At 71.2% G+C, this 23,859-nt stretch carries 23 protein-coding genes; 7 read left to right on the top strand and 16 right to left on the bottom strand.

Annotated elements, in window-relative coordinates; genetic code table 11:
* Nucleotides 1-42: 42 nt before the first annotated feature.
* Nucleotides 43-444: a VOC family protein gene (locus tag AB0I66_RS26845; RefSeq protein ID WP_363210678.1), complete on the bottom strand. Its 402-nt coding sequence runs from the start codon at nucleotides 442-444 to the stop codon at nucleotides 43-45.
* A gap of 222 nt (nucleotides 445-666) precedes the next feature.
* Here AB0I66_RS26845 and AB0I66_RS26840 point away from each other — a divergent pair, with 222 nt between their 5' ends.
* Together AB0I66_RS26840 and AB0I66_RS26835 are read left to right on the top strand one after the other, a co-directional pair.
* The gene (locus AB0I66_RS26840; RefSeq protein ID WP_363210677.1) at nucleotides 667-1,302 is read left to right on the top strand and encodes a helix-turn-helix domain-containing protein; all 636 of its coding nucleotides are present in this window, start codon (nucleotides 667-669) and stop codon (nucleotides 1,300-1,302) included.
* A gap of 124 nt (nucleotides 1,303-1,426) precedes the next feature.
* Nucleotides 1,427-2,026, top strand: a complete 600-nt coding sequence (locus AB0I66_RS26835; protein WP_363210490.1) for a hypothetical protein — start codon at nucleotides 1,427-1,429, stop codon at nucleotides 2,024-2,026.
* Nucleotides 2,027-2,050: 24 nt separating this feature from the next.
* Here AB0I66_RS26835 and AB0I66_RS26830 read toward each other — a convergent pair whose 3' ends face one another.
* Nucleotides 2,051-2,890, bottom strand: coding sequence for a class I SAM-dependent methyltransferase (locus AB0I66_RS26830; RefSeq protein ID WP_363210489.1), 840 nt, complete (start codon nucleotides 2,888-2,890; stop codon nucleotides 2,051-2,053).
* 158 nt (nucleotides 2,891-3,048) lie between these two features.
* Between AB0I66_RS26830 and AB0I66_RS26825 the strand changes: the two genes are divergently transcribed.
* Together AB0I66_RS26825 and AB0I66_RS26820 are read left to right on the top strand one after the other, a co-directional pair.
* Nucleotides 3,049-4,824: a prolyl oligopeptidase family serine peptidase gene (locus tag AB0I66_RS26825; protein ID WP_363210676.1), complete on the top strand. Its 1,776-nt coding sequence runs from the start codon at nucleotides 3,049-3,051 to the stop codon at nucleotides 4,822-4,824.
* A 109-nt stretch (nucleotides 4,825-4,933) separates the two neighbouring features.
* Nucleotides 4,934-5,764: an SURF1 family protein gene (locus tag AB0I66_RS26820; protein ID WP_363210488.1), complete on the top strand. Its 831-nt coding sequence runs from the start codon at nucleotides 4,934-4,936 to the stop codon at nucleotides 5,762-5,764.
* Between the two features lie 84 nt (nucleotides 5,765-5,848).
* Here the strand turns inward: AB0I66_RS26820 and AB0I66_RS26815 are convergent, their stop codons facing one another.
* From AB0I66_RS26815 to AB0I66_RS26785, 7 genes are all read right to left on the bottom strand, one after another.
* A complete protein-coding gene (locus AB0I66_RS26815; RefSeq protein WP_363210487.1) occupies nucleotides 5,849-7,129 on the bottom strand; it encodes a hypothetical protein in 1,281 nt (426 codons plus the stop codon).
* The gene (locus tag AB0I66_RS26810; protein WP_363210486.1) at nucleotides 7,126-7,785 is read right to left on the bottom strand and encodes a SigE family RNA polymerase sigma factor; all 660 of its coding nucleotides are present in this window, start codon (nucleotides 7,783-7,785) and stop codon (nucleotides 7,126-7,128) included. Before AB0I66_RS26810 ends, AB0I66_RS26815 begins: the two co-directional genes overlap by 4 nt.
* Nucleotides 7,786-8,189: 404 nt before the next feature.
* Nucleotides 8,190-9,254, bottom strand: coding sequence for an aspartate-semialdehyde dehydrogenase (locus tag AB0I66_RS26805; protein ID WP_363210485.1), 1,065 nt, complete (start codon nucleotides 9,252-9,254; stop codon nucleotides 8,190-8,192).
* Complete coding sequence (locus AB0I66_RS26800; protein WP_249588720.1) at nucleotides 9,251-10,522, bottom strand: aspartate kinase; 1,272 nt, start codon at nucleotides 10,520-10,522, stop codon at nucleotides 9,251-9,253. The genes AB0I66_RS26805 and AB0I66_RS26800 overlap by 4 nt, the downstream gene beginning before the upstream one ends.
* A gap of 276 nt (nucleotides 10,523-10,798) precedes the next feature.
* Nucleotides 10,799-11,530, bottom strand: a complete 732-nt coding sequence (locus AB0I66_RS26795) for a DUF5063 domain-containing protein (protein WP_363210484.1) — start codon at nucleotides 11,528-11,530, stop codon at nucleotides 10,799-10,801.
* Nucleotides 11,523-12,122 (bottom strand): recombination mediator RecR, encoded by a 600-nt coding sequence (recR, locus tag AB0I66_RS26790; protein ID WP_125514107.1) that lies wholly within the window; start codon nucleotides 12,120-12,122, stop codon nucleotides 11,523-11,525. The genes AB0I66_RS26795 and recR overlap by 8 nt, the downstream gene beginning before the upstream one ends.
* A gap of 79 nt (nucleotides 12,123-12,201) precedes the next feature.
* Entirely contained in the window at nucleotides 12,202-12,543 is a 342-nt protein-coding gene (locus AB0I66_RS26785) for a YbaB/EbfC family nucleoid-associated protein (RefSeq protein WP_125514106.1), read from the bottom strand.
* A 311-nt stretch (nucleotides 12,544-12,854) separates the two neighbouring features.
* Here AB0I66_RS26785 and AB0I66_RS26780 point away from each other — a divergent pair, with 311 nt between their 5' ends.
* Nucleotides 12,855-13,604 (top strand): SLATT domain-containing protein, encoded by a 750-nt coding sequence (locus tag AB0I66_RS26780; protein ID WP_363210483.1) that lies wholly within the window; start codon nucleotides 12,855-12,857, stop codon nucleotides 13,602-13,604.
* Nucleotides 13,605-13,887: 283 nt separating this feature from the next.
* On the opposite strand, the gene AB0I66_RS26775 is transcribed toward AB0I66_RS26780, so the two are convergent.
* The 5 genes from AB0I66_RS26775 to AB0I66_RS26755 form a co-directional block, all read right to left on the bottom strand.
* Nucleotides 13,888-14,538, bottom strand: a complete 651-nt coding sequence (locus AB0I66_RS26775) for a hypothetical protein (RefSeq protein ID WP_363210482.1) — start codon at nucleotides 14,536-14,538, stop codon at nucleotides 13,888-13,890.
* A gap of 98 nt (nucleotides 14,539-14,636) precedes the next feature.
* Entirely contained in the window at nucleotides 14,637-17,063 is a 2,427-nt protein-coding gene (locus AB0I66_RS26770; protein WP_363210481.1) for a dolichyl-phosphate beta-glucosyltransferase, read from the bottom strand.
* On the bottom strand, nucleotides 17,060-17,773 hold the full coding sequence (locus AB0I66_RS26765; RefSeq protein WP_363210480.1) for a GntR family transcriptional regulator: 714 nt from the start codon (nucleotides 17,771-17,773) through the stop codon (nucleotides 17,060-17,062). The genes AB0I66_RS26770 and AB0I66_RS26765 overlap by 4 nt, the downstream gene beginning before the upstream one ends.
* A 251-nt stretch (nucleotides 17,774-18,024) precedes the next feature.
* Nucleotides 18,025-19,392 (bottom strand): aspartate aminotransferase family protein, encoded by a 1,368-nt coding sequence (locus AB0I66_RS26760; protein ID WP_363210479.1) that lies wholly within the window; start codon nucleotides 19,390-19,392, stop codon nucleotides 18,025-18,027.
* Nucleotides 19,393-19,712: 320 nt separating this feature from the next.
* On the bottom strand, nucleotides 19,713-20,195 hold the full coding sequence (locus AB0I66_RS26755) for a hypothetical protein (protein WP_363210478.1): 483 nt from the start codon (nucleotides 20,193-20,195) through the stop codon (nucleotides 19,713-19,715).
* Nucleotides 20,196-20,267: 72 nt separating this feature from the next.
* Here AB0I66_RS26755 and AB0I66_RS26750 point away from each other — a divergent pair, with 72 nt between their 5' ends.
* Together AB0I66_RS26750 and AB0I66_RS26745 are read left to right on the top strand one after the other, a co-directional pair.
* Complete coding sequence (locus AB0I66_RS26750) at nucleotides 20,268-21,005, top strand: response regulator transcription factor (protein ID WP_363210477.1); 738 nt, start codon at nucleotides 20,268-20,270, stop codon at nucleotides 21,003-21,005.
* Nucleotides 21,005-22,366 (top strand): HAMP domain-containing sensor histidine kinase, encoded by a 1,362-nt coding sequence (locus tag AB0I66_RS26745; protein WP_363210476.1) that lies wholly within the window; start codon nucleotides 21,005-21,007, stop codon nucleotides 22,364-22,366. The genes AB0I66_RS26750 and AB0I66_RS26745 overlap by 1 nt, the downstream gene beginning before the upstream one ends.
* Here the strand turns inward: AB0I66_RS26745 and AB0I66_RS26740 are convergent.
* Both AB0I66_RS26740 and AB0I66_RS26735 read right to left on the bottom strand, forming a co-directional pair.
* On the bottom strand, nucleotides 22,299-23,111 hold the full coding sequence (locus AB0I66_RS26740) for a VTC domain-containing protein (RefSeq protein WP_363210475.1): 813 nt from the start codon (nucleotides 23,109-23,111) through the stop codon (nucleotides 22,299-22,301). The genes AB0I66_RS26745 and AB0I66_RS26740 overlap by 68 nt on opposite strands.
* Nucleotides 23,108-23,773: a DUF4956 domain-containing protein gene (locus AB0I66_RS26735; RefSeq protein WP_363210474.1), complete on the bottom strand. Its 666-nt coding sequence runs from the start codon at nucleotides 23,771-23,773 to the stop codon at nucleotides 23,108-23,110. The genes AB0I66_RS26740 and AB0I66_RS26735 overlap by 4 nt, the downstream gene beginning before the upstream one ends.
* Nucleotides 23,774-23,859: the final 86 nt, after the last annotated feature.

The raw sequence follows: 23,859 nt of genomic DNA, 5'->3' as shown, positions 1-23,859 counted from the left end.
TGGAACCTTTGATGGTCACAGCCCGTCCGGGCCCGGGTCTGGCTACTCGGTCTGCGTGGGTGCGTCCTGCGTCGCCCACTCGACGAACTGGACCACGACGCCGTTCGGGTCGGTCAGTTGGAACAGACGCTCGCCCCAGGGCTCTTCGCGCAGCGGCATGGTGATCGGGGCTCCGGCCTCGCGCAGGCGGCGTTCCTCGGCCTCGATTCCGGTGACGGTGAGCGCGAAGATCAGGCCCGTGGCCCGCTGGTCCCGCTGCTCGGGCGGGAGCACCTCGCTGCCGCCACGGAGCAGCACGATGTCGGCGGCTCCGTCACCTCGGGTCAAGGAGGCGAAGCCCTCGGCGGCCATGGCGACCTCGTAGCCGAGATGGGTGCGGAAGAACTCACGCGAGGCGTCCACGTCGGCGACGGTGAGGGAGAGGGTGGAAGCGGTGACGTTCAGGGCATCTCCTGGCAGGTCGGGGTGTGATGGGGGCGAGCAAGCGCGCGGGCTCTGCGGCCGGGTGAACTCGGCGGTTTCGGTCGGCAGTTGAGCGGGCGGACTTGCGTCTAGGTTCGTTTCCTCGGGATAACTTTGCAACGGACGTAACTTTAGCCGCGCCCACCCAGTCGGTCAAGCATAATTTTGCCCCGAGTGTAAGATTCCCTCATGACCACCACCGAGATGGGGCTCCGCGAGTCCAAGAAGCAGGAGACCAGGCAGCTGATCTCCGACTGCGCCACCAGGCTTTTCATCGATCAGGGCTTCGAGCAGACGACCATCACCGAGATCGCCGCCGCGGCCCGCGTGGCCAAGAAGACGGTGACCAACTACTTCCCTCGCAAGGAAGATCTGGCCCTCGACCACCACGAGGCCTTCACCGAGGGCCTTGCCCGGACCGTCGCCGAGCGTGAGCCCGGCGAAGAGCCGCTCACCGCCCTGGGGCGGACGTTCCGTGCCGCCCTCCTCGCGCACAGCCCCGTCGTCGGCTTCACCGGCCTCGCGTTCGCCCGCATGGTCGCCGACAGCCCCACCCTCACCGCCCGCCTGCGAGAACTGCACGACCTGCGCGAGGAGTCACTCGCCGCCGCGCTGGCCGCCGCCGCCCCTTCGGATTCCGCCCCGGACATCTCCCACCGCGCCGACGCAGCCCTGATCGCCGCCGCGGACCGGCTCCTGTTCCGGCGTATCCAGGAGCTCACCCTGGCCGGCCGTACCGACGACGAGATCGAGGCCACGTTGCTCCCGGAGGCCGATCACCTCCGCGCCCTTCTCGCCGCCGCCCTCGACAATCGCCCCGCCGCCGGCTCCCCCTCGTGACGTCGCCGTGGAAATGGCCCCCACACGCCCCGTTCCGCTAGCCGTTCCGTGGTGTCACCATGCGGAGTCCAGGGGTGTCGAGGGGTGTCGAGGGGACCCTCGACGGGGGCGGGCGGAGGAACGAATGACTGAGGTCTTCTTGCGGCGGCTGACCCGGTGGCAGGCGGAGCAGCAGCGGGAAGCGGTCGCCGACGTCTATGTCGAGGCCTACGAAGGGGACGCGGGCGCCGAATACCGCGACCGGCAGGGGTTCCTGCGGCTTTTCGAGAGCACCGTGCAGCGGCCCGACTTCGACATGGTCGTCGCCGACGCGGCGGGCCTGGTCGGCTGCCTCTACGGCTACCGCGCGGACCGTACCGGCGACTGGTGGAAGGGGTTCCGCGGTGTTCTGCCCGTAGAGGTGGAGGAGAGCACGGCCTCGGGCCGGGTCTTCCTCCTGACCGAGCTGATGGTGGTGCCCGCCTACCGGCGCCTCGGCATCTCGGAACGCCTGCGCACCCTGTTGCTCATCCGGCACACCACGGATCTGGTCGTCGCGGTCATCAAGCGGGACGACGACCTGGGGCGCGAGGTCCTGCGCTCGTGGGGCTGGACGAAGCTCGGGGAGTTCGATCCGGCGGGACCAGGTTCTACGGCCCCGCCCCGCCGAGGGGAGAGCGAGGCGGCGCAGCCCGACGGGCTCGTGTGGGAGGGGTGGGTGCGGCCGACGGGCGCGCGGCCCTGAGCTGCCTCGCAAGCAGGCGCGACCTCAGGTTCTCGCCTTGCGGTCCTTGCTCGCCCGCAGGGAGTACATGAGGGGGATGCGGGGGCGCGATGCCGGGAACCGGTAGTGGCCGTCGCGGAGTTCGAGGGTGCCGAAGCGCTCGAAGAGCGTCGTGTCGTGCTCGTGGAGGAACTCGATCCGCAGGCCGGCCGAGGCGAGGGCCGAGACGACCTCGCCGACCGGGTGCTGCCATTCCACGGTGCGGTTGTGGACCGTGGGGGTGGTGTTGTCCGCGTAGCCGCCGGGGGTCTCCTCGATCCAGGCGTCGCGGGCGAAGTAGTCGTACTCGATCCGTGAGCCCGTGGCGTCGTCCAGGATGTCCGTGAGCGGATGGAACTCCGAGAGGTAGAGGAAGCCGCCGGGCGCGACGAGCGCGGCCGCGGTCTCGGCCCATCGCTGGATGTCGGGGAGCCAGCACAGGGCGCCCACTCCCGTGTAGACGATGTCGTACGAGGAGTCCGGCACCGCATCCGCCGCGTCGTACACGTCCGCGGCCACGAAGGACGCCTGGTCGGCGCTGAGGCCGAGCTCGGCCGCGAGGTCGCGGGCCGCGTCCACGGCCGGCTCGGAGAAGTCGAGGCCGACCACGCGGGAGGCGCCGTGCCGGGCCCACGAGAGGGTGTCGAGGCCGAGGTGGCACTGGAGGTGGAGCAGGGAGCGTCCGGTGACGTCACCGACCTCGGCGAGCTCGAAGGCGCGCAGGGGGTCCTTTCCCGCGCGGAAGGCCGAGAGGTCGTAGTAGTCGCTGGCCAGGTGGAGGGGCACCCGCTCGTCCCAGCGTTTTCGGTTGGCCTCGCGCCAGTCGGACGGGGTCGGTGAGTACATTCCAGAAAGTTATCCACAGGCTGGGGACCCTCGCCAGCGGATTGTCGGCGCGTACGTGCACTATGGGGTCCATGAGCGACTTGGGTGCGGGTGCAGGGAAGACGACGCCGACGGCAGCGGGCGGGGACACGGGCGCGGGCGGGGACGCGGGTGCGCCGATGCCGGACTGGGAGAAGCGGTTCCGTGCGCCGCGGGTCTCCCTGCCGGACTGGGCGGAGGACGCCCCTGACCGCTCCTTGTTCGTGTCGAACGCGACGGGGACGTACGAGCTGTACGCGTGGGACCGCGCGACCGGCGAGCAGCGCCAGGTGACGGACCGGCCGAACGGCACGACGGACGGGCTGCTCACGCCGGACGGCGAGTGGATCTGGTGGTTCAACGACACGGACGGCGACGAATTCGGCGTGTGGATGCGCCAGCCGTTCACGGGCGGCGGCACCGACGAACCCGCGGTGCCGGGACTCGACCCGTCGTATCCGGCGGGTCTCGTGCTCGCCCGTGACGGACGGATGTCCGTGATCGGCCGCTCGACGGACGACGAGGGCTCGACGATCCATGTCGTACGGTCCCCCGGCGCGGACCCCGTGGAGATCTACCGCCATCGCGAGTCCGCGGGCGTCGGCGACCTCTCCCACGACGGTTCGCTGATCGCCGTGGAGCACACGGAGCACGGCGACGCGATGCACTCCACCCTCCGGGTGATCAGGCCGGACGGTTCCACGGTCGCCGAGCTCGACGACACCGAGGGCGGCACGGTCGAGCTGGGCCTTGAAGTCCTCGGCTTCGCGCCGGTCGACGGGGACACGCGGCTCCTCGTCGGGCATCAGCGGCGCGGCCGCTGGGAGCCGATGGTGTGGGACGTCGCGACGGGCGAGGAGAGGGACCTGGCGCTCGACCTGCCGGGTGACGTGAGCGCCGAGTGGTATCCGGACGGCTCCGCCCTGCTCATCGCGCACAGCTTCGAGGCCCGCAGCGAGCTGTTCCGGTACGGATTCGCCTCGGGTGACCTCGTCAGGGTCGAGACGCCCGCGGGGTCGGTGTCGGGGGCGACGGCACGGCCGGACGGCAGCGTGGAGTACCTGTGGTCGTCGGCCGCCGAGCCGCCGGTGGTGCGCTCGACGTCGGGCGGCGTCGTCCTCGACCCGCCCGGCATGAAGGCACCGGCGTCCGTGCCGGTGGAGGACGTGTGGGTGGAGGGTCCCGGCGGCCGGGCGCATGCCCTCGTACAGAAGCCCGCCGGCGCGACCGGCCCCCTCCCCACGGTCTTCGAGATCCACGGCGGCCCGACGTGGCACGACAGCGACGCGTTCGCGGCGGGCCCCGCGGCCTGGGTGGACCACGGGTACGCGGTGGTGCGCGTGAACTACCGCGGCTCGACCGGTTACGGCAGGGAGTGGACGGACGCCCTCAAGCACCGGGTCGGCCTGATCGAGCTCGAGGACATCGCCGCGGTGCGGGAGTGGGCCGTGACGTCGGGCCTCGCTGACCCGGACCGCATGGTCCTGGCCGGGGGCTCCTGGGGCGGGTATCTCACGCTCCTCGGCGTCGGCACGCAGCCCGACTCCTGGGCGGTGGGCCTGGCCGCGGTCCCCGTCGCGGACTACGTGACGGCGTACCACGACGAGATGGAGGCCCTGAAGGCCATGGACCGCACGCTCCTCGGCGGTACGCCGGAGGAGGTCCCGGAGCGCTTCGAGGCCTCGTCCCCGCTGACGTACGTGGACGCGGTGAAGGCCCCGGTCTACATCTCCGCGGGCGTGAACGACCCGCGCTGCCCGATCCGCCAGGTCGAGAACTACGTGGACCGGCTCAAGGCGCGGGACGCGGTGCACGAGGTGTACCGCTACGACGCCGGGCACGGATCGCTCGTCGTGGACGAGCGGATCAAGCAGGTGCGGTTGGAACTGGACTTCGCCGAGCGGCACCTCCGCTAGCCCGGGGCGCGCGGAGTCCCCGGGGGGGGCGGAGGGTCGGGCGTCGGGGGGCGGCGGGTTCGGCAACCCCGCGGCCTCTCCCCCGCGGACGCCCCCGTACCGTGGGGGTGTGTACCGGTTCCTGCTGACGCCCCGCTGGTGGGGGATCAACGTCTTCGTACTGCTGGCCATCCCCTTCTGCGTCTTCATGGGGTCATGGCAGCTGGGGCGGTTCGAGGACCGTGTCGAGGCGCATGACGCCGCACAGCAGCAGGCGGACCGGCAGGCCTCGCCCACCCGGACCGAGCAGAAGGCCCGGCCGCTGGACTCGATGCTCCCCGTGGACAAGGAGACGTCCGGGGAACAGGTGTCGGCCACGGGACGGTACGGCAGGCAACTCCTTGTGCCGGGCCGGGAGTTGGACGACAAGTCGGGGTACTACGTCCTGACGCTGCTGCGTACCGAAAGCGGCAAGGACCTGCCCGTCGTACGCGGCTGGCTCCCCGGCAGGGCGAGCGCGGCGAAGGCGCCCGCGGCGCCCTCCGGCGAGGTCACCGTGACCGGCGCGCTCCAGGCCTCCGAGAGCCCCGGGTCGAACGGGGTCAGCGCGGCCGGCGGGCTGCCGGACGGACAGCTGGGCGCCATCAGCGCGGCCTCGCTGGTGAACGTGGTCCAGGACGATGTGTACGACGCCTGGGTCACCCTGGCGAAGGGTGACTCCGGGATGAAGGCGGTGCCCGCGGCCGCGCCGGAGAACTCCGGGCTCGACCTCAAGGCCTTCCAGAACCTCGGCTACACCGGCGAGTGGTTCGTGTTCGCGGGGTTCGTCGTCTTCATGTGGTTCCGGCTGTTCCGGCGGGAGCGGGAGTTCGCACGGGACGCCGAGCTGGGGCTGCTGCCGGAGGATCCGGCCGCGGGTGACGGCGTGAGTGACTCAGCTGCCGGAGTCCGCGCGGGCTGACTCCGCCCATACGCCGACGGCCGGGACGGAACCTTTCAAAGGTTCCGCCCCGGCCGTCTCTGTCCGTCGTCCGTATGTCCGCGCCTACGACGCCGACAGCATCCCCGTCCGGTACACCGTCCCCGCGCACGCGTTGACGATTGTCGCCCCCGCGGCGGGCGAACCCTGGGCGGCGGTCAGGGACACCGTCACGCCGCCGTCCTGTACGCCGCCGTCCTCGCGCACCATCTGGGGCTCGGCGCCACCGGGTGTGCCGCCGTCCGTGCCGCCGCCGTTCTCGGTGGGGGTCGGGTCGGGCGAAGGCTCTCCGCTGTCCGTCGGGCATGCCTCCGAAGGCACCCAGGCGAACTTCACCTCGTACGCGGCACCCGGCTGGAGGACCAGCGAGCTGACCGCCTGCGAGGGATCCGGAAGACCCGTCGCCGCGTCGCCCGCCACGTGTTCGGTGACGAAAATCTTCGCGGGGTCGGCCGCCCCCGTCGTCGCCGTGCTCACGCTGCCCGGGGCGCTGACCGTGCAACTGCTGCCGGAGACGTTGGCGACGCGGAACGTGCCGTACACCTTGCCGTCGGCCTCGGCCACGCCCGCGCTGCCCGAGGCGCTGCCGAGCTGGTCCACCGCGCAGGCGGGTGAGCCCGCGGACTCCGTGCCCGCCGGGTCGGGGCCGCCGGTCGCGCCGCCGCTGGCCTCACCCTTCCCCTTGCCGTCCTTCTTGCCCTTCTTGTCCTTCTTGTCCTTGGACTTGGAGGGGCCGGAGCCGCTGCTCTCGCCCTTCTCCCCGCCGCCGGCGTCCTTGCCCTGGCTCGAACCGCCCTGCGTCTGCTCGCTGTTGCCCGCGATCGACGGCCGGTCGTCCGAGCCGCCGCCGGAGTTCGTCACGTGCACGAGAGCGGGGATGGCGGTGCCGATGAAGAGCGCGGCGGCAGCCATGCCGACCACGGCCTGCCGCTTGCGCTGTCGCCGCGCCGGGACCGCGTGCCGCAGACGCTCCAGGGCGCGGTCTCCGGGCTCGATCTCCTGGACCGCCGAGCGCATCATCCTGCGCAGCGCCAGCTCGTCGGCACCGGAGCCTTCGTCACCGCCGAAGAGCGAGTCCAAGGGGGAACCCGCCCCGGAACCCTTGCTCTCGACCGTCTCGACCGTCTCGACCGTCTCGACCGTCTCGACGGACTTGACGGTCTCGACAGCCTCCGCGGCCTCTTCGGCCCCGGAACCCTCGGACTCCGCCGCGCCCTCTGCCGCGCCTGACTCGTTCTCGGAGGCGGTGGGCTCGTCGCCCTGGCCGTGTTCCACAGTTCCGTCCCCAGCACGCTGCTCAAACTCGGCGCTCTCGTCCTGCTCGCGCCCGTACTCATGCTTGCTCATGCCGGTGCCTCCATGGCGACCCGCAGAGCCGCGATCCCGCGCGAGCCGTACGCCTTCACCGACCCCAGCGATATGCCCAGGGTCTCGGCGACCTGCGCCTCGGTCATGTCCGCGAAGTACCGCAGGACCAGAACCTCGCGCTGACGGCGCTGGAGGCCGCGCATCGCCTTGATCAGCTCGTCGCGCTCCAGGAGGTCGTACGCACCCTCCTCGGCGCTCGCCATGTCGGGCATCGGCTTCGAGAGCAGCTTCAGCCCGAGGATGCGGCGACGGAGCGCGGACCGCGAGAGGTTCACGACGGTCTGCCGCAGATAGGCGAGCGTCTTCTCCGGGTCCCGGACGCGTTTGCGCGCCGAGTGCACCCGGATGAACGCCTCCTGCACCACGTCCTCGCACGAGGCCGTGTCATCGAGAAGCAGCGCCGCCAGGCCGAGGAGCGACCGGTAGTGGGCGCGGTAGGTCTCGGTCAGGTGGTCGACTGTGGTGCCCGCGCTCATCGCCTCTTCAGCGCCCTCGCGCTGCGTCGGGATGCGGGCCGATCTCGTGGTGGGCATGGGGGCGATCACCGGCATGCCGGCGGGCGCACGGGGACGGCGGGGCGGGCGCAGGGTCGCACCCCTCGCCTGTACCGCTGTGAAATCGAGAACCTCTGCCACGCCAGTTGGACACGCCTACCCCCTGGAGGGTTGTACGCATCGCGCGGCGCGTTTGCGGCAGGCAGCGTCGCCGTCGGTGACGCTGCATCAATTGCCCCCATGCGTACCAGCTCTTCCCCTATGCCCAATTTTCGCAGCGCTCAGGTCACGCCCCCGGGAGGGCGCTCGCAAAGACGCGCCCCGCCCTGCTGCTGGTTGCAGAGGACGGGGACGAATATCTTCGAACGCTTATTGCGAATCTTCGAACGCGGCAATGGTCCAGATCAAGCGATCCCGGCCACCAAGTTGGACACAGAATTTACACAGATCCCACAGACACCCCCGCGCCGGGGACCGGACAAGGGATGCGATCGGGACCGGTCAGCTACGAGATCAGGTCCGGTCAGGGACGGGATCAGGTCCGGTCAGCGCTGGCGCCCGGTGAGCTCCGCCGCCACCAGCTCCGCGATCTGGGCCGTGTTCAGCGCGGCCCCCTTGCGCAGATTGTCCCCGCACACGAAGAGCTCGAGGGCCGTCGGATCGTCGAGTGCGCGCCGCACCCGGCCCACCCAGGTGGGATCGGTGCCGACCACGTCGGCGGGCGTCGGGAACTCCCCGGCGGCCGGGTCGTCGAACAGCACGACGCCCGGGGCGGTGGCCAGGATCTCGCGCGCGCGGTCCACCGTGACCTCGTCCTCGAAGCGCGCGTGCACGGTCAGGGAGTGTGTGGTCACGACCGGCACGCGTACGCAGGTCGCGGCGACCTTCAGGTCGGGCAGGCCGAGGATCTTGCGGGACTCGTCCCGCACCTTCATCTCCTCGGACGACCAGCCGTCGTCCCGCAGCGTCCCGGCCCACGGCACCACGTTCAGCGCCACCGGCTCCGGGAAGGGCCCGGTGTCGTCGCCCACAGCGCGTCGTACGTCACCGGGGCTCGTGCCGAGGTCTGAACCGGCCACCAGCTTCAGCTGGCGGCGCAAGGTGTCCACGCCGTCCCGCCCGGCGCCGCTCACGGCCTGGTACGAGGAGACGATCAGCTCGCGCAGACCGAACTCGGCGTGCAGCGCGCCGACGGCCACGATCATCGAGAGCGTCGTGCAGTTGGGGTTGGCCACGATGCCGCGCGGGCGTACGCGCGCGGCGTGCGGATTGACCTCGGGGACGACCAGCGGCACGTCCGGGTCCATCCGGAAGGCGGCGGAGTTGTCCACGACGACGACGCCCTTGGACGCCGCGATGGGCGCCCACTGCGCGCTGACCTCGTCGGGGACGTCGAACATCGCCACGTCGACGCCGTCGAAGACTTCCTCGGCGAGCGCGTGGACCTCGATCTCCTCACCGCGCACGGCCAGCTTCCTGCCGGCCGAGCGCGGTGAGGCCACGAGTCGGATCTCGCCCCAGATGTCGGCGTGCTGCGACAGGATCTGGAGCATGACCGCGCCGACGGCCCCGGTCGCTCCGACGACCGCGAGCGTCGGCTTTCCGGTCATCGCCCGGTGCCTCCATAAACCACGGCCTCGTCCGTGTCGGAGTCGAGGCCGAAGGCGGTGTGCACGGCGCGCACGGACTCGTTCGCGTCATCGGCGCGGGTCACGACCGAGATGCGGATCTCGGAGGTCGAGATCAGCTCGATGTTCACGCCCGCGTCGCTGAGCGCCTCGAAGAAGGCGGCGGTGACGCCGGGGTTCGTCTTCATGCCCGCGCCGACCAGCGAGATCTTGGCGATCTGGTCGTCGTAGCGGAGCGAGTCGAAGCCGATGGCCGACCGCGTCTTCTCCAGGGCGTCGATCGCCTTGCGGCCCTCGGCCTTGGGCAGGGTGAACGAGATGTCCGTGAGTCCGGTCGAAGCGGCCGAGACGTTCTGGACGATCATGTCGATGTTGACCCCGGAGTCCGCGATGGCGCGGAAGATCGAGGCGGCCTCACCCGGCTTGTCCGGCACGCCGACGACCGTGATCTTGGCCTCCGAGGTGTCGTGCGCGACACCGGAGATGATGGCCTGCTCCACCTTGCGGTCCCCTTGCGGTTCGTTGCTGACCCACGTGCCCTGCAGTCCGCTGAAGGACGAGCGCACGTGAATCGGGATGTTGTAACGGCGGGCGTACTCCACGCAGCGGTGGAGCAGCACCTTGGACCCGGAGCTCGCGAGCTCCAGCATGTCCTCGAACGAGATCCAGTCGATCTTCTGGGCCTTCTTCACCACACGGGGGTCGGCGGTGAAAACGCCGTCCACGTCCGTGTAGATCTCGCAGACCTCTGCGTCGAGCGCGGCGGCGAGGGCGACAGCGGTCGTGTCCGACCCGCCGCGGCCCAGCGTGGTGATGTTCTTGCCCTCCTGGCTGACACCCTGGAACCCCGCGACGATGGCGATGTTGCCCTCGTCGATGGAGGCCCGGATGCGGCCCGGCGTGACATCGATGATCCGCGCTTTGTTGTGGACGGAGTCGGTGATGACACCGGCCTGGCTGCCCGTGAACGACTGGGCCGCGTGACCCAGGTTTTTGATCGCCATGGCCAGGAGGGCCATGGAGATCCGCTCCCCGGCGGTCAGCAGCATGTCGAATTCACGCCCGGCAGGGATCGGGGATACCTGCCCGGCAAGATCGATCAACTCATCCGTCGTGTCACCCATGGCGGACACCACGACAACGACCTGATGGCCGTTCTTCTTGGCGTCGACAATCCTCTTGGCGACCCGCTTGATGCCCTCGGCATCGGCTACGGAGGAGCCTCCGTACTTCTGCACGACAAGGCTCACGTGCGCTCCTCGCTCAGTCCGTCTTCACCGCACTGCTGCGGTCGGCTCAGTCTAACGAGCGGCCGAAATTCGCCGCACAGATATCACATGGTGAGATGTCCCGCCCACCAGGTGATCATCCATCGGCATACGCTCCCGCTGCTCGGGACGTACGTTTCGACCGCTCGGCTTGGCACATGCCCAGCGGGGAGTCGGACACTCCGGAAAGTGGGGCGGGTCACAGCGAGCCGCGGGGAGCGGGCAGGGCGATGGCCCCGCCCCGGCTCCTCCCGGGGACTACTTGACCGTCCTGAGCCCCAGGGGCCCGGCGATCTCCTCCGCCATGACCTTGCCCGCCGCCTCCGCGAGGGCCTCTTCCGCCAGGTCCTCGTCCGTGTCCAGGCCGTCGAGGTCTTCCAGGGGCTGGTTCAGACGGACGTGGGCCACCAGGGACTGGAGGGCGCGGAGGGTGGCCGAGGCCGTGGAGCCCCAGTTCGAGAAGTACGAGAACTGCCACCACCACAGGGCCTCGGTCGTGCGGCCCGCGCGGTAGTGGGCCAGGCCGTGGGAGAGGTCCGCGACGACGTCCGCGAGGTCGTCCGAGATGCGGGCCGGCACCGGGGCCTTGCGCGGTTCGTACGGATCGAAGACCTCGGAGTAGACGTCCACCGGCTCCAGCATGACGGCCAAGCGCTCGCGCAGGTCGTCCACGTCGCGCTCCGGGCCGAGGTCCGGTTCGTAGCGCTCCTCGGGGACGATGTCCTCGTGCGCGCCCAGGCGGCCGCCGGCGAGGAGGAGCTGGGAGACCTCCAGGAGGAGGAAGGGCACGGCCGAGTCCGGCTCGTCGCCCTTGGCGACCTCGGTCACCGCCACGATGAAGCTCTCGATCTGGTCCGAGATCTGCACCGCGAAGGAGTCCGGGTCCTGGGCGGAGGCGTGCAGCAGGACGGCTGGCTCGGGAGCCAGGACCGCGGCCTGGGCCGGGGTCTGGGCCGGATGCGTGGACTTCTCTTGCTGCTTCTTAGACATCTAGGAGTCGTCTCCCCTCGAAGGCGCGGCCCAGGGTGACCTCGTCCGCGTATTCCAGATCTCCCCCGACAGGGAGCCCGCTGGCCAGGCGGGTGACCTTCAGGCCCATGGGCTTGATCATCCGTGCGAGGTACGTCGCCGTCGCCTCGCCCTCCAGGTTCGGGTCCGTGGCCAGGATCAGCTCGGTGACCGTGCCGTCCGCCAGGCGTGCGAGGAGTTCTCGTATGCGCAGGTCGTCCGGGCCGACCCCTTCGATCGGGCTGATCGCTCCGCCCAGTACGTGGTACTTCCCCCGGAACTCGCGCGTACGCTCGATCGCCACGACATCCTTCGGCTCCTCGACCACGCAGATGACGCTGAGGTCGCGTCGCGGGTCGCGGCAGATGTTGCAGAGCTCTTCCTGCGCGACGTTCCCGCAGGTCGCACAGAAGCGGACCTTGTCCTTCACCTCAAGAAGGGCGTGGGCGAGGCGGCGTACGTCCGTGGGCTCCGTCTGCAGGATGTGGAAGGCGATCCGCTGCGCGCTCTTGGGACCGACGCCGGGCAGCCTGCCCAACTCGTCGATGAGGTCCTGAACCACGCCTTCGTACACGGGGTGCCTTTCCCTTTCCTGTTCCTGCTTTTGCCGAGTATGGAGCTTTGATACGTACGGTAGTTGGCCCGTGGCCCTCTTAGAAGGGAAGGCCCGGGATGCCTCCGCCGCCCAGGCCCTGTGCGAGCGGGCCCAGCTTCTGCTGCTGGAGCGTCTGCGCGTTCTCGTTCGCCGCCTGGACCGCCGCGACGACCAGGTCCGCGAGGGTCTCGGTGTCCTCCGGGTCGACCGCCTTGGGGTCGATCACCAGGCCGCGCAGCTCACCGGAACCGGTGACCGTCGCCTTGACGAGGCCGCCGCCCGCCTGGCCTTCGACCTCCGTGCGCGCGAGCTCCTCCTGCGCGGTCGCGAGGTCCTGCTGCATCTTCTGGGCCTGCTGGAGCAGCTGCTGCATGTTGGGCTGGCCACCACCGGGGATCACGATCAACTCCTGTTCTGTTTGGTCTGTCGGCAGGTCTGCTGGTGGGTCTGGCAGTGCTTTTTCCACCTGGAATGAGCCTACGTGGTCGAGGGTGCCCTCGCCCCAGCACTCTTTCGAGTGAGACCAGCCGTCCTCCTATACCTGATCAAGCACCTCTTCCGGGCGGAAATACCGTGAAAACGGGCTCATGGCCACCCATTGGGCGGTAGGACTGGGACTGCGCATGCGCACCAACTGTCACAGTGCGAACACCGTACGCAACTGCCGCAGGTGACAGTCAGGGATCTCGTAGAGGTAAGAGGGAGTGCCGGGTGAGCCAGCCGGAGATGCAGCCCGAGGGGGTGCCCCAGGAGGGGCAGGGTGCCGGGGCGGGTGCGCACCAAGGCTCTCGGACCGGGGATCTGATGGGGCGGGCCTTTCCTGTCGGCGACTGGGGCGAGCCCGCCCAGCGGCTCGACGAGCTGTACCGGTGGGTGGAGCGGGGGGCGCTCGACACCGCCGAGTGGTACCTCTCCGACCGGGCCTGGAAGCGGCGCGGGGCGCGGCTCGCGCGGGTGGGGGCGGCGGCGGGGGCCGTGGGCGCGGGGGTGCTTCCGCTGCTCGACCTCGCGGGGGCGGTGGCGGGCGTCGCCACCTGGGGGTTCGTCTCGTTGCTCGCGGGGGCGGCGTGCGTGGCGTGCGACCGGTTCTTCGGGCTGACGTCCGGGTGGATGCGGGACGTGGCCACCGCGCAGGCCGTGCAGCGGCGGCTTCAGGTGCTGCAGTTCGACTGGGCGTCGGAGAGTGTGCGGGAGGTTCTCGGGCCCACCGAGGGGACCGCAAGTGAGGCCGCCGAGCGATGCCTCGGGGTGCTCCGGCGGTTCTCGGAGGATGTGACGGAGCTCGTGCGGGCCGAGACGGCGGACTGGATGGTGGAGTTCCGGTCGGGTCCCGCGCCGTTGGCCGTGCAGGCGGTGGTTCCGGCCTCCCGGGGGGAGGCGGGTGTCTCTCCTGTGCGGGCCGCCCTGCCGCCGGGGGCGCGGCCGAACATGCCTCGGCAGCGGCCGCCTGAGCCTCGGTAGGGGCGGGACCCTGCGGGGCTCTCCCCAATCCCGCCCCTTCCCGAAACTGGGGCTCCGCCCCAGACCCCGCTCCTCAAACGCCGGAGGGGCTGAAAGATTTCCCCCCGGGGCAGGCAGGAGAAGGGGCCCGCCGGGCCGGGTAGGGCGGCTGCCGACGGGCTCGAGTTGAAAGATTCCCCCCCGGGGGCGGGCTTCGGGGTGTCGGGTGGGTGGGACAAGGGTGGGCCCGCCGAGCCGGGTGGGGTGGGCCGGCGGGCTCGACGCAGGGCCCAGGGGCCAGGAGTCAGCTGTAGATGATCATTGAGCCCTGGGCCAGGCTTCGGGTCGTTGCCGCGTGCAGGCCCAGCCATACGTGGCGTTCCCTTGCGAAGGGGCTGGCGTCCGGTGGGGCCGGGGCCGCCGGTTCCTCCAGGGACGTGGGGGCCTCGGGCGGGGTCGGCGGGCGAGGGGGGTTGGCCGCGTCGATGCCGATGGACGGGGCCACGAACTCCAACTCCCGGAGCAGCGCCTGGGACGAGCCCAACGGCCCGCCGCCCGAGAGAAGTTCGTCGTTCGAGAGCGGCGCGGCGAAGTCGACGGGGACGTACGCCCCCGCGTGGTCGTAGTGCCAGACCAGATGCGACTGCTGGGCCGTCGCGTCGAACATCTCCAGCAACTGCTCGTAGTCCCCGCCCAGTTCGTCCACCGGCGTGACCTCCAGGCCGCAGACCTGGAGCAGATACGCCCGGCGCAGGAAATGCAGCGCGTCGTAGTCGAAGCCCGCGACCGGGGCCACGTCGCCGGAGAGGCCCGGCATGTAGGCGAAGACGGGCACGGGCGGCAGACCGGCCTCGTGCAGCGCCTTGTCGTACGTCGCGATCTCCTCCGCGAAAGGATTGTCGGGGCTGTGGCACAGCACGTCGACGAGCGGGACCAGCCACAGGTCACAGGCCAAGGGTGCTCCTCAGGTCAGGCTCAAAGGCTCATACTCGGGCGGCATATCGGACGTCGGATGTTCCTCGCGTGCAGGCAGCGTAGTCCGGGCGGGCGCCCCTAGCTCCCCTTGTGCAGATCCCAGATCCACACCCCGTCTACCCACTTTCCGGGGCGGTCAAGGAGTTCCTCCACCGTCTCCCGCAGTTCGGCGTCGTGCTCCTGCGGCGCGAGGACCAGGACGCCCGCCTTCCAGTACGCCAGATCCTCGCGGGCCGCCCCGCGCCACGCGTCCGTGATCTGCGGGGCACGGCCCGAGGAGCGGACGTCCCGCAGGAGGTTGGAGGTGTTGCGGGGCGAGGCGCCGTAGATGCCGATGCGGTCCGGGCCCCACGGCCCGTTGAAGTAGCCGCCGGGCAGGCTGAAGCCGAGGCCTGCGGTGGTCTGCCAGTGCAGCGCCTCCGCGCCCGCCGGGTCCGGCAGCGGTATCGGCACGAGGGTCTCGCCCTCCCCCACGTACTTCCGCCACGTCCCGTCGGCGATGAACTCCGGGGGCCGTGACCGCTCCACCGCCTTCAGCGGCGCCGGCACGATCGGGAGGAGCGCGAGGGCGACCGCGGCCACGCCCGCGCACCGCGCGGCCGTCATGGGGCGCGCGGAGGTGAGGAGGCCGGCCAGCGCGAGCGCCACCAGCATGCCGAGCGCCGGGGCGCACACCATGGCCACCCGCGACTCGATGACCGACTCGAAGAGGGGTGCGTGCGCGAGGGGTGCCCAGGGTCCTGGCAGCACGATGTCCGTGAGCGGGATGCGGAACTTCGGGCCCAGGGAGAGGAAGGCCGCCGCGAGGACGGTGAAGGCCAGCGCCTTGACCACCGTCCGCTCCCAGAGACGTACGACGATCGCGAAGGCCAGCGCGACCAGGGGCCAGCCGTAGAACGCGTTCTGCTCGGTCGGGTTCTGGGAGAGGGCGGACGCCGTCTCCTCGTTGCCCGCGAGCGAGCGTTCCGCGAAGGAGATGAGCGCCAGCGGGCTGTTGCCCGCGTTGTCGCCGTGCAGCACGCTCGTGTAGCTCTGCGGCCCGAAGAACTGCCAGTAGAGCGGGAACGCGACCAGCGGCAGGGTCACCGCCACCGCCACTGCGAGGCCGCGCGCCAAGGGGCGGAACGTTTCCCTAGCCACGTCACGGCGCACCACTCCGTACGCCGCGGCGAACAGCAGCATGCCCACCGCGGCGAGCAGCAGCGGCTCCTCGCCGAGGAAGATCTGGTACGTCGTGAAGAGCCCGAGGACGACTCCGTCGCGTACGACCCTGGTGCCCTCGCAGAGCCGCAGCGCCCTGTCGATGATGGGCGGGATCATGAACAGGACCATGAAGTTCGGGTGCGCGTGCGCGTGACTGATCATCGGTGGCGCGAAGGCCGCCAGGGCCGCGCCGACGGCTGCCGCGCCCCGGTGACGCACGAGGCGCTTGCGGATCAGCCAGTACCAGGCGACGCCGGTCGCGGCCAGGCCCACCGTCATCGCCGCGTTGAGGGCGACGGCCGGGCCGAAGAGCCAGGTCACGGGGGCGAAGGGGACGGAGAGGCCGAGCATGACCGTGTTGGCCATGAGGTTCACGCCGTCGGGGAAGTTCTGAAGGTGCGTGAAGAGTGGGTTGTGGAGGTGGCGGACGTTGTCCGCCGTCACCGCGAAGAACCACTCCCACTGATTCTGGTCCTGGAGGGAGTCCGGGAGGTAGCGGGCGCCCGGTGCGATCAAGCGGCCCGAGTAGAGGGTGACCGCCATGGCCAGGAAGAGCGCCACCACGAGCAGGTCCTTCGGACGGACCGTACGGGCCTTGAGCGTGGTCAGTTCGGCAAGGACCCTCACGTAGTCGAACGGGCGGACCTTCGAGCCCTCCTGGTGCGCCCAGCGCACCGGCACCTCGGCGACCGGCCAGCCGGAGCGGCGGAAGTACTGCAGTATCTCGACGTCTATGCCCCAGCCGCGCAGCCGGGACGCGGCGAAGGCCTCGCGGGCACGGTCGCCGTCGAAGAGCTTGAAGCCGCACTGGGTGTCGCGGACTCCGGGGACGGCGACCGTGCGTATCAGGAAGTTGCCCGTACGGCCGAGGAGTTCGCGCAGGCGGTGCTGGTGGGCCTCGATCGTGGCCCCGGCGCCCGCGCGGGAGCCGATCGCGGCCGCGTGGCCGTCGGTGAGCGCCTTGTCGAGGCACTCCAGCTCCTCGATGGGCGTGGCCAGGTCGGCGTCGGTGATCAGGACGCGGGCGCCGCGCGAGGCGAGGACGCCGAGGCGCAGGGCGTGGCCCTTGCCGCGGTTGCGGCCGGAGTGGATGAGCCGGACGCGGGGGTCGGCGGCCTCGGCGTCGGCCGCGATGTCGAGGGTGCCGTCGGTGGAGCCGTCGTCCACGACGATCAGCTCCCACCGGGTGCGGTCGCCGTCCGCGTACTCCTGGTCGAGATACGCCCGGATCGCGGCGAGCGTGGGGGCCAGGCGCCGCTCCTCGTCGAAGGCGGGGACGACGACGGTCAGATCCACGCTCATGCAGCGGCCAGCCGCTCGATGAGGGCGAGCGAGTGGGCGTTGTACTCGTCGATGATCGCGTGCGCGGCCTTGGGGTCGCGGTGCGCGAGGGCGTCGACGAGCTCGGTGTGCCGGGCCCACAGGGTGCCGCGCAGGTCGCCGTCGCCGCGTTCGACGGCGCGGCGCAGGTAGGTGACGGCGCAGACCCAGGACTGCACGCGGATGCGGTGCAGGAAGTCCGAGAGGTAGGGGTTGCCGAAGAGGGCGCTGAGCTCGCGCCAGAACCGCAGGTCGTAGCCGATGAGGACGTTCAGGTCGCCCGCGCAGGCGGCACGCGCGGCCTCCTCGCCACGGCGGCGTACGGAGATCAGCGCGGCGGTGGTCTCCTTCTGGCTCTTGGGGCCCAGCGGAGTGCCGTTCTTCGCGAGGTCGCGGAAGATGCCGTCGGCGACGAGGCCGCGGGCCTCCAGCATGCCGCGGTAGTCGGCGAGGGAGTGCTCGTGGACGCGGTAGCCGCGGTGCTGGTCGGCGTCCAGGAGGCCCTGCGCGGCGAGGTTCACCAGGGCCTCGCGGACCGGGGTCGCGGAGACGCCGTACTGCTCGGCGATCTCCTTGACGGTGAACTCCTGCCCCGGCTCCAGACGGCCGCCGAGGATCTCGTCGCGCAGCGCGTCGGCGATCTGCTGGCGCAGAGTGCTGCGGATGACGGCGGAGCCGTCGGTGCCGGGCATCTGGGTTCCCTCGCGGAGTCGTCTTGGCGGTCGTCGTTCGCTTACGAGCACGTCAGACTACGCGGTCGGGGTTCCCGGGGCCGGAGACCGTTCTTCCGGGCAGGAGGCCGTTCTCCTGGGGCGGGGCCGTTTTCCGGGTGCGGGCCGTTTCTTCCTGCGCCGCCCCTTCGCGGCGGATTTTCCCGGGTCGGGGAGATCCACCGCGAAGCAGCGGTCAGGGTCCTGTGAGGGCGGGCACAGGCCCTCCGGGGTCAGGACACGTGTTCGTCCGCCACGCTCAGCGCGGCGTCCAGCGCCGCGAGGCCCTCCTTGGCCTCCGTGTCCGTGATGTTGCACGGGGGGACCACGTGGGTGCGGTTCATGTTGATGAAGGGCCACAGGCCCTGCTTCTTCGCGGCGGCGCCGAACGCGGCCATCGGGGCGTTCGCCTCGCCCGTGGCGTTGTACGGGACCAGGGGCTCGCGGGTCTCCTTGTCCTTGACCAGGTCGAGCGCCCAGAACATGCCGAGGCCGCGGACCTCGCCGACGCTCGGGTGCCGCTCGGCGAGGTCCGCGAGGGCGGGGGCGATGATCTCCGACCCGACGCGGGCCGCGTTCTCGACGACGCCCTCCTCCTCCATGACGTTGATCGTCGCCACGGCGGCGGCGCAGGCCAGGGGGTGCCCGGAGTACGTGAGCCCGCCCGGGTAGGGCCTGCGGGCGAACGTCTCGGCGATGGCGGAGGAGATCGCGACACCGCCGAGCGGGACGTAACCGGAGTTCACGCCCTTGGCGAAGGTCAGCAGGTCGGGCACGATCCCGCCGTCGAAGTGGTCGGCGGCGAACCACTTGCCGGTGCGGCCGAAGCCCGCCATGACCTCGTCCAGGATGAAGACGATGCCGTACCGGTCGCAGATCTCGCGTACGCCCTTGAGGTAGCCCGGCGGCGGGGTCATGATGCCGGCGGTCCCGGGGACGGACTCCAGGATGATCGCCGCGATCGTCTGCGGGCCCTCGAAGGCGAGGGTGTCCTCGAGGTGCTGGAGGGCGCGCTCGCACTCCTGCTGCTCGTTCTCGGCGTAGAAGGGGCTGCGGTAGAGGAACGGCGCCCAGAAGTGGACGACGCCCGACGTGCCGTTGTCGGAGGCCCAGCGGCGGGGGTCGCCGGTGAGGTTGATCGCGGTGGAGGTGCCGCCGTGGTACGAGCGGTAGGCGGAGAGGACCTTGGGGCGGCCGGTGTGCAGGCGCGCCATGCGGGTCGCGTTCTCCACGGCCTCGGCGCCGCCGTTGGTGAAGAAGATCTTGTCCAGGTCGCCGGGGGTCCGCTCGGCGATGAGGCGTGCGGCCTCGGAGCGGGCCTCCACGGCGAAGGCGGGGGCGAAGGTCGTCATCTCCGCCGCCTGCTTCTGGATGGCGGCGACGACCTTGGGGTGCTGGTATCCGATGTTGGTGAAGACGAGGCCGCTGGTGAAGTCGAGGTAGCGGTTGCCGTCGTAGTCCCAGAAGTACGAGCCCTCGGCGCCGGCTACGGCGAGGGGGTCGATCAGCTCCTGTGCGGACCAGGAGTGGAACACGTGCGCGCGGTCTGCTGCCTTGACGGCGGCGCCGACCTGGGGGTTCGGGTTCGGCTGAGGGGTCATGTGGGCGAGGGTAAATGTCCACGATGCGGATGGGACATGGGCGGTGTGTTTTGCGGGGGTCGGGGGGACTGGACAGTGTGTCTGGCCTTCTCTGGCCCCTGGGCCTTGGGTGGGCCGGCTGGTTTCTCCCCAACCCCGCCCCTTCCCGACTGCATCTGATTGCGGCTGCGCCGCGGGCCGCTCCGGCGCGGGGGCCTTGCGTGCCCTCGTCACCGGCTTCGCCGAGTTCGTCCTCAAACGCCGGACGGGCTGGAATCCCCGGCCGGGCCGAGAAGGGGAGCGCCGGACGGGCTGAAAAAGCAGCCGCCGGACGGGCTGCGTCAGTCGTCCGCGTCCGCCACCACCCTCGCCCGCGGCTCGCCCCCCTTCCCGCAGCGGATCTCGTACGGCAGGTCGTCCCGGTTCTCGTCGTCGTCGCTCGGTTCCGCCTCCAGGCGGGCCACCGCGGCCGGGCCCCGTTCCACGTCGTCGTCGATGTGGAAGCCGTCCGCCGGGCTCCATGAGACGAGGTACACCGTGCCGTCGGGGCGGCACTCCACCGTCGCCGTGCCGCCCGTGAACCGCAGGGTCGACCGGTCGGAGGGCGTTTTCGCGGGGGCGCTCGGTGTGGCCGAAGTCGGGGACGGCCGGGGTGACGCCGACGTCGCCGCCAGCGCCCTCTCCACCGCGGCCTCGTCCAGCGGACGGCTGTGTGCCGCGCCCCCGCTGTCCGCAGTGGCCAACTGCCAGGCGCCCAGCGCCCCGGCGGCCGTGCCGACGCCCACCCATGCCGCGGTCACCACCGCGCTCCGCCACTTCCTCATCCGGCCACTGTGCCGCACAGTTTCCTAACGCCCGGTTAAGGGCTGCCCAAAGCACCTGACTACGGTGGATGTATGGCGCATCTTCTTGTCGTGGAGGACGATCCCCAGCTGCGCGGCGCCCTGGTGCGGGCCCTGCGCGACAAAGGGCACGCCGTCGCCACCGCGCCCAGCGGCATGGCGGGCCTGAACGCGGCGGTCACCCACCGCCCCGACCTCGTCGTGCTCGACCTGGGCCTTCCGGACGTGGACGGCGGGCAGGTGCTGCGCATGCTCCGCGCCGTCAGTGACGTACCCGTCATCGTCGCGACCGCGCGCGACGACGAACCGGAGATGGTGGCGATCCTTGAGGACGGGGCCGACGACTACATCGTCAAGCCGTTCGGCGCCGCCCAGTTGGACGCCCGCGTCAAGGCCGTCCTGCGGCGGCTCGGTGCGGCCGACGTGGCGGAGGAGCCCCTGCGAGTGGGAGGTCTTGCCATCGATCCCGCCTCCCGCGAAGTCACCCTGGACGAGCACCCCCTGGACCTCACCCCGCGTGAGTTCGACCTACTCACCTACCTCGCGCACCGCCCCGGCCAGGTGATATCCCGCCGCGAGCTCCTCGCCGAGGTGTGGCAACAGCCCCTGGGCGGCGCCGACAAGACGGTCGACGTCCACCTCTCCTGGCTCCGCAGAAAACTAGGCGAGACGGCGCAAGCTCCCCGCTACCTCCACACGGTCCGCACGGTGGGCGTGAAGCTGACCCCGCCGGAGGCGTCCGACGGCGCGGCACCCGCGGCACCCCCCGCCCAAGGCCCCGGGGCCCGCTGATGCGGCGCAGGCTTCTCCTCCTCACCGCCGCCACCACCGCCCTCGTGCTCACCGCTCTCCTCGTGCCCCTCACCCTCCTCACCCGCACCCACGCCGCCGACCGCACCACCGCCGAGGCCACCGCCCGCGCCCAGTGGGTGGCACACGCGCTCGGACCCGCCCTCGCGGGACCCGGCGAGCGCGAGACCGCCGAGCAGACCGTGGAGAGCGTCAACACCCAGGAGCTGCCCACCACTTCGATCGTTCTCGGGGACGGCACCGTCATCGGGCCGGGCCCCCGTGGGCGCGTATCGGACGCCGTCCGCCTGGCCCGCACCGGTCGCGCCTTCACCTACGAGCCCTCCACCGGCGGCCGCCAGGTCCTCGTCCCCGTCCAGGGCGCGACCGGCGGCACCGCGGTCGTGCAGGTCACGGTGACCGAGCGGCAGTTGTACGCGGGCACCATGACGTCCTGGCTCGTGCTCGCCGGGATCGGGGTCGGCCTCGTGCTCATCGGGCTGCTCCTCGCCGACCGGCTCGGCGCCCGTCTGGTCGGCGCCACCCGCCGCCTGGCCGGCACCGCGGACCGTCTCGCCGCGGGCGACCTCACCGCACGCGCCACACCCGAGGGCCCGCCCGAGCTGCGCCTGGTCGCGGGCGAGCTGAACCGCCTCGCCACCCGCATCGACGAACTCCTCGCCGCCGAGCGCGAGAACGCCGCCGACCTCGCCCACCGCCTGCGCACCCCCGTCGCCGCCCTGCGCCTGGACGCCGAGACCCTCCTCGCCCGCAGCGACTCCGAGGAGGCGCACCGCATCGCCGCGGACGTCGCCGCCCTGGAACGGAGCGTCGACGACGTGATCCGCAAGGCCCGCAGGACCTTCCGGGACGCCCCTTACGCGGACCTGGCGGCCGTGGCCCGCGAACGTGCCACGTTCTGGCTGCCGTTGGCCGAGGATCAGGGGCGTACGACCGAGATCGCGGCGGGGGAGGACGCGCACCCCGTGCCTGTTCCCGTGTCCGTTCCCGAGGACGACCTTGCCGCCGCCATCGACGCCCTCATCGGCAACGTCCTGGACCACACCCCCCAGGGCACCCCGTTCCGCGTCACCGTCCGCACCGCCCCGGCGGGCGGCGCCGAGCTCACCGTCGCCGACGAAGGCCCCGGCCTCCCGCCCACGTACGCGGCCGAACGCGGCACCAGCGGCGGCGGCTCCACCGGGCTCGGCCTGGACATCGCGCGCCGGACGGCCGAGGACGCGGGCGGCACCTTCGCCATCACGTCGGACGCCACCCAGGGCACCCGCGTGACCCTCACCTTCCCGCCTGCGCCCCCGCGGCCCGCGGAAACGCGACCCGGACAGCCCGGGCCCACCGGTTGACCCCCAACTCGGGCCGCAGCGCCGCGAACCCGCCGCAGTACTTCGTGAACTCCGCGGCCCGCACCCCGTACCGGTGCAGGACCCGGTCCGCCTCCGTCAGATGGCCCTGCGTCTTGGTCTCCACCAGGACAAGGCCGGAGTCCGCCGCCACCGACCGCCCGGTGGCCACGTCCCGCACGACGAGCCCCGCGTCGCACGTGATCCGCTGGCCGTCGGCCACGAAGGTCGCCCGCTGGTACTCGGTGACCAGCGCCGTGGTCAGCCCGCCGGGCGCCTCGATCCCGTACGACCCGCTCAGCACCCCCGCGAGGAACCCCTGCCGCTCGGCGTCGAGCACACGGTCCTCGCCCTGAAGGCGCTGGCGGTGCTTGACGGTCTCGCCGCGGCCGCTCTTCAGCTTGATCTCGAACTGCCGCTCGCCGCTGTCCTGGTAGACCCGCTCCCGGATGCGGTAGCGCAGCCGTCTGCCCTGCCGGTGGTGGTGGTAGGTGAGGAGCTCGGGGGTGTCGTAGTACGTCGAGTGGTAGCTGAACCAACGCTTTCCGCCGATGCTCAGGGCCCGGAAGGGGCCCGAGGCGCGGCGCGGGTCCGTGAGCAGCGCCGCCAGGTCGTCGAAGATCTCCACCGGCACGAGGTAGCTGTTGTCGTAGCGGGCGAGCAGTTCGGCTCGCGCGTTGACCTCGTCGAGCGAGATGGGGTGCGCGGCGAGCGCGGCCCGTCCGATGGCGCGTACGGCGGGGTTCACACGGTCTCCTTCTGGTGGGGGACGGCAGGCGTGCGGGACCGGGTCGTGCGGCGTCGTGGTGCTGTACGTACGAACTCCCCGGCCCGCTCGGAAGGTTCCGGTTGCCGGAAACGGACTTCCAGAACCATCAGGTCCCGTACGTAGTCGACCTCCCGGACGTTCCAGCCGAGCGGCTGCCCGAGGCGCCGCGCCAGCTCGGCGCGGAGCGCGGTCTCCTCGCGGTACACGGCGTCCAGGGTGACGACCGCGCGCCGGTCGGCGGCGAAGAGGCGCGGATGGTCGGCGCCGTACATCACCAGGAGGAGCACGGCCGCGAGCCCTGCGGCGACCGGCAGATCCAGGCCCGGAAGCCCGCAGAGGAGGCCCAGGACGAGGGTGATGAAGTAGTACGCCACTTCCTGGTGCTGGAGCGCGTCCGAGCGGAGCCGCACGATCGACAGCACCCCGAAGAGCCCGAAGCCGAGCGCGAGACCGCCGTTGCCGCCGGCGCTCGCGAGGGCGGAGACGACCGCGAAGAGCGCGACGTTCAGGGCGAGATAGGCGGGGACCAACTCCCTTCTGCGGTGCCGTGGATAGAAGACCCCGAAGGTCAGGAGGGTCACGGCCACCAGGTCGAGGCCGAGATGGGCGGCCATCTGTCCGAGGTTCTCTGCGCTGTCCATGACCAGGACGCTAGGGACCGGCGGGTTAAGGGCGCCCCCGGTGAGGGTTAACGAGGTGGGGCCGGAGCGGGAGCCGGGGCCAAGCC

The organism is Streptomyces sp. NPDC050439, assembly GCF_040655335.1.
GTDB lineage: Bacteria > Actinomycetota > Actinomycetes > Streptomycetales > Streptomycetaceae > Streptomyces.
The sequence above is the reverse complement of the archived record's forward strand: the minus strand, read 5'-3'. Positions and strand labels throughout refer to the sequence as shown.

What these genes read in the sequence shown, in the direction of transcription:
- AB0I66_RS26840 (WP_363210677.1), top strand. Translation starts at nt 667, where the DNA reads ATGGGGCTCCGCGAGTCCAAGAAGCAGGAGACCAGGCAGCTGATCTCC.
- AB0I66_RS26835 (WP_363210490.1), top strand. Translation starts at nt 1,427, where the DNA reads ATGACTGAGGTCTTCTTGCGGCGGCTGACCCGGTGGCAGGCGGAGCAG.
- AB0I66_RS26830 (WP_363210489.1), bottom strand. Translation starts at nt 2,890, where the DNA reads ATGTACTCACCGACCCCGTCCGACTGGCGCGAGGCCAACCGAAAACGC.
- AB0I66_RS26825 (WP_363210676.1), top strand. Translation starts at nt 3,049, where the DNA reads ATGCCGGACTGGGAGAAGCGGTTCCGTGCGCCGCGGGTCTCCCTGCCG.
- AB0I66_RS26815 (WP_363210487.1), bottom strand. Translation starts at nt 7,129, where the DNA reads ATGAGCAAGCATGAGTACGGGCGCGAGCAGGACGAGAGCGCCGAGTTT.
- AB0I66_RS26805 (WP_363210485.1), bottom strand. Translation starts at nt 9,254, where the DNA reads ATGACCGGAAAGCCGACGCTCGCGGTCGTCGGAGCGACCGGGGCCGTC.
- AB0I66_RS26795 (WP_363210484.1), bottom strand. Translation starts at nt 11,530, where the DNA reads ATGTCTAAGAAGCAGCAAGAGAAGTCCACGCATCCGGCCCAGACCCCG.
- AB0I66_RS26770 (WP_363210481.1), bottom strand. Translation starts at nt 17,063, where the DNA reads ATGAGCGTGGATCTGACCGTCGTCGTCCCCGCCTTCGACGAGGAGCGG.
- AB0I66_RS26765 (WP_363210480.1), bottom strand. Translation starts at nt 17,773, where the DNA reads ATGCCCGGCACCGACGGCTCCGCCGTCATCCGCAGCACTCTGCGCCAG.
- AB0I66_RS26760 (WP_363210479.1), bottom strand. Translation starts at nt 19,392, where the DNA reads ATGACCCCTCAGCCGAACCCGAACCCCCAGGTCGGCGCCGCCGTCAAG.
- AB0I66_RS26755 (WP_363210478.1), bottom strand. Translation starts at nt 20,195, where the DNA reads ATGAGGAAGTGGCGGAGCGCGGTGGTGACCGCGGCATGGGTGGGCGTC.
- AB0I66_RS26750 (WP_363210477.1), top strand. Translation starts at nt 20,268, where the DNA reads ATGGCGCATCTTCTTGTCGTGGAGGACGATCCCCAGCTGCGCGGCGCC.
- AB0I66_RS26745 (WP_363210476.1), top strand. Translation starts at nt 21,005, where the DNA reads ATGCGGCGCAGGCTTCTCCTCCTCACCGCCGCCACCACCGCCCTCGTG.
- AB0I66_RS26735 (WP_363210474.1), bottom strand. Translation starts at nt 23,773, where the DNA reads ATGGACAGCGCAGAGAACCTCGGACAGATGGCCGCCCATCTCGGCCTC.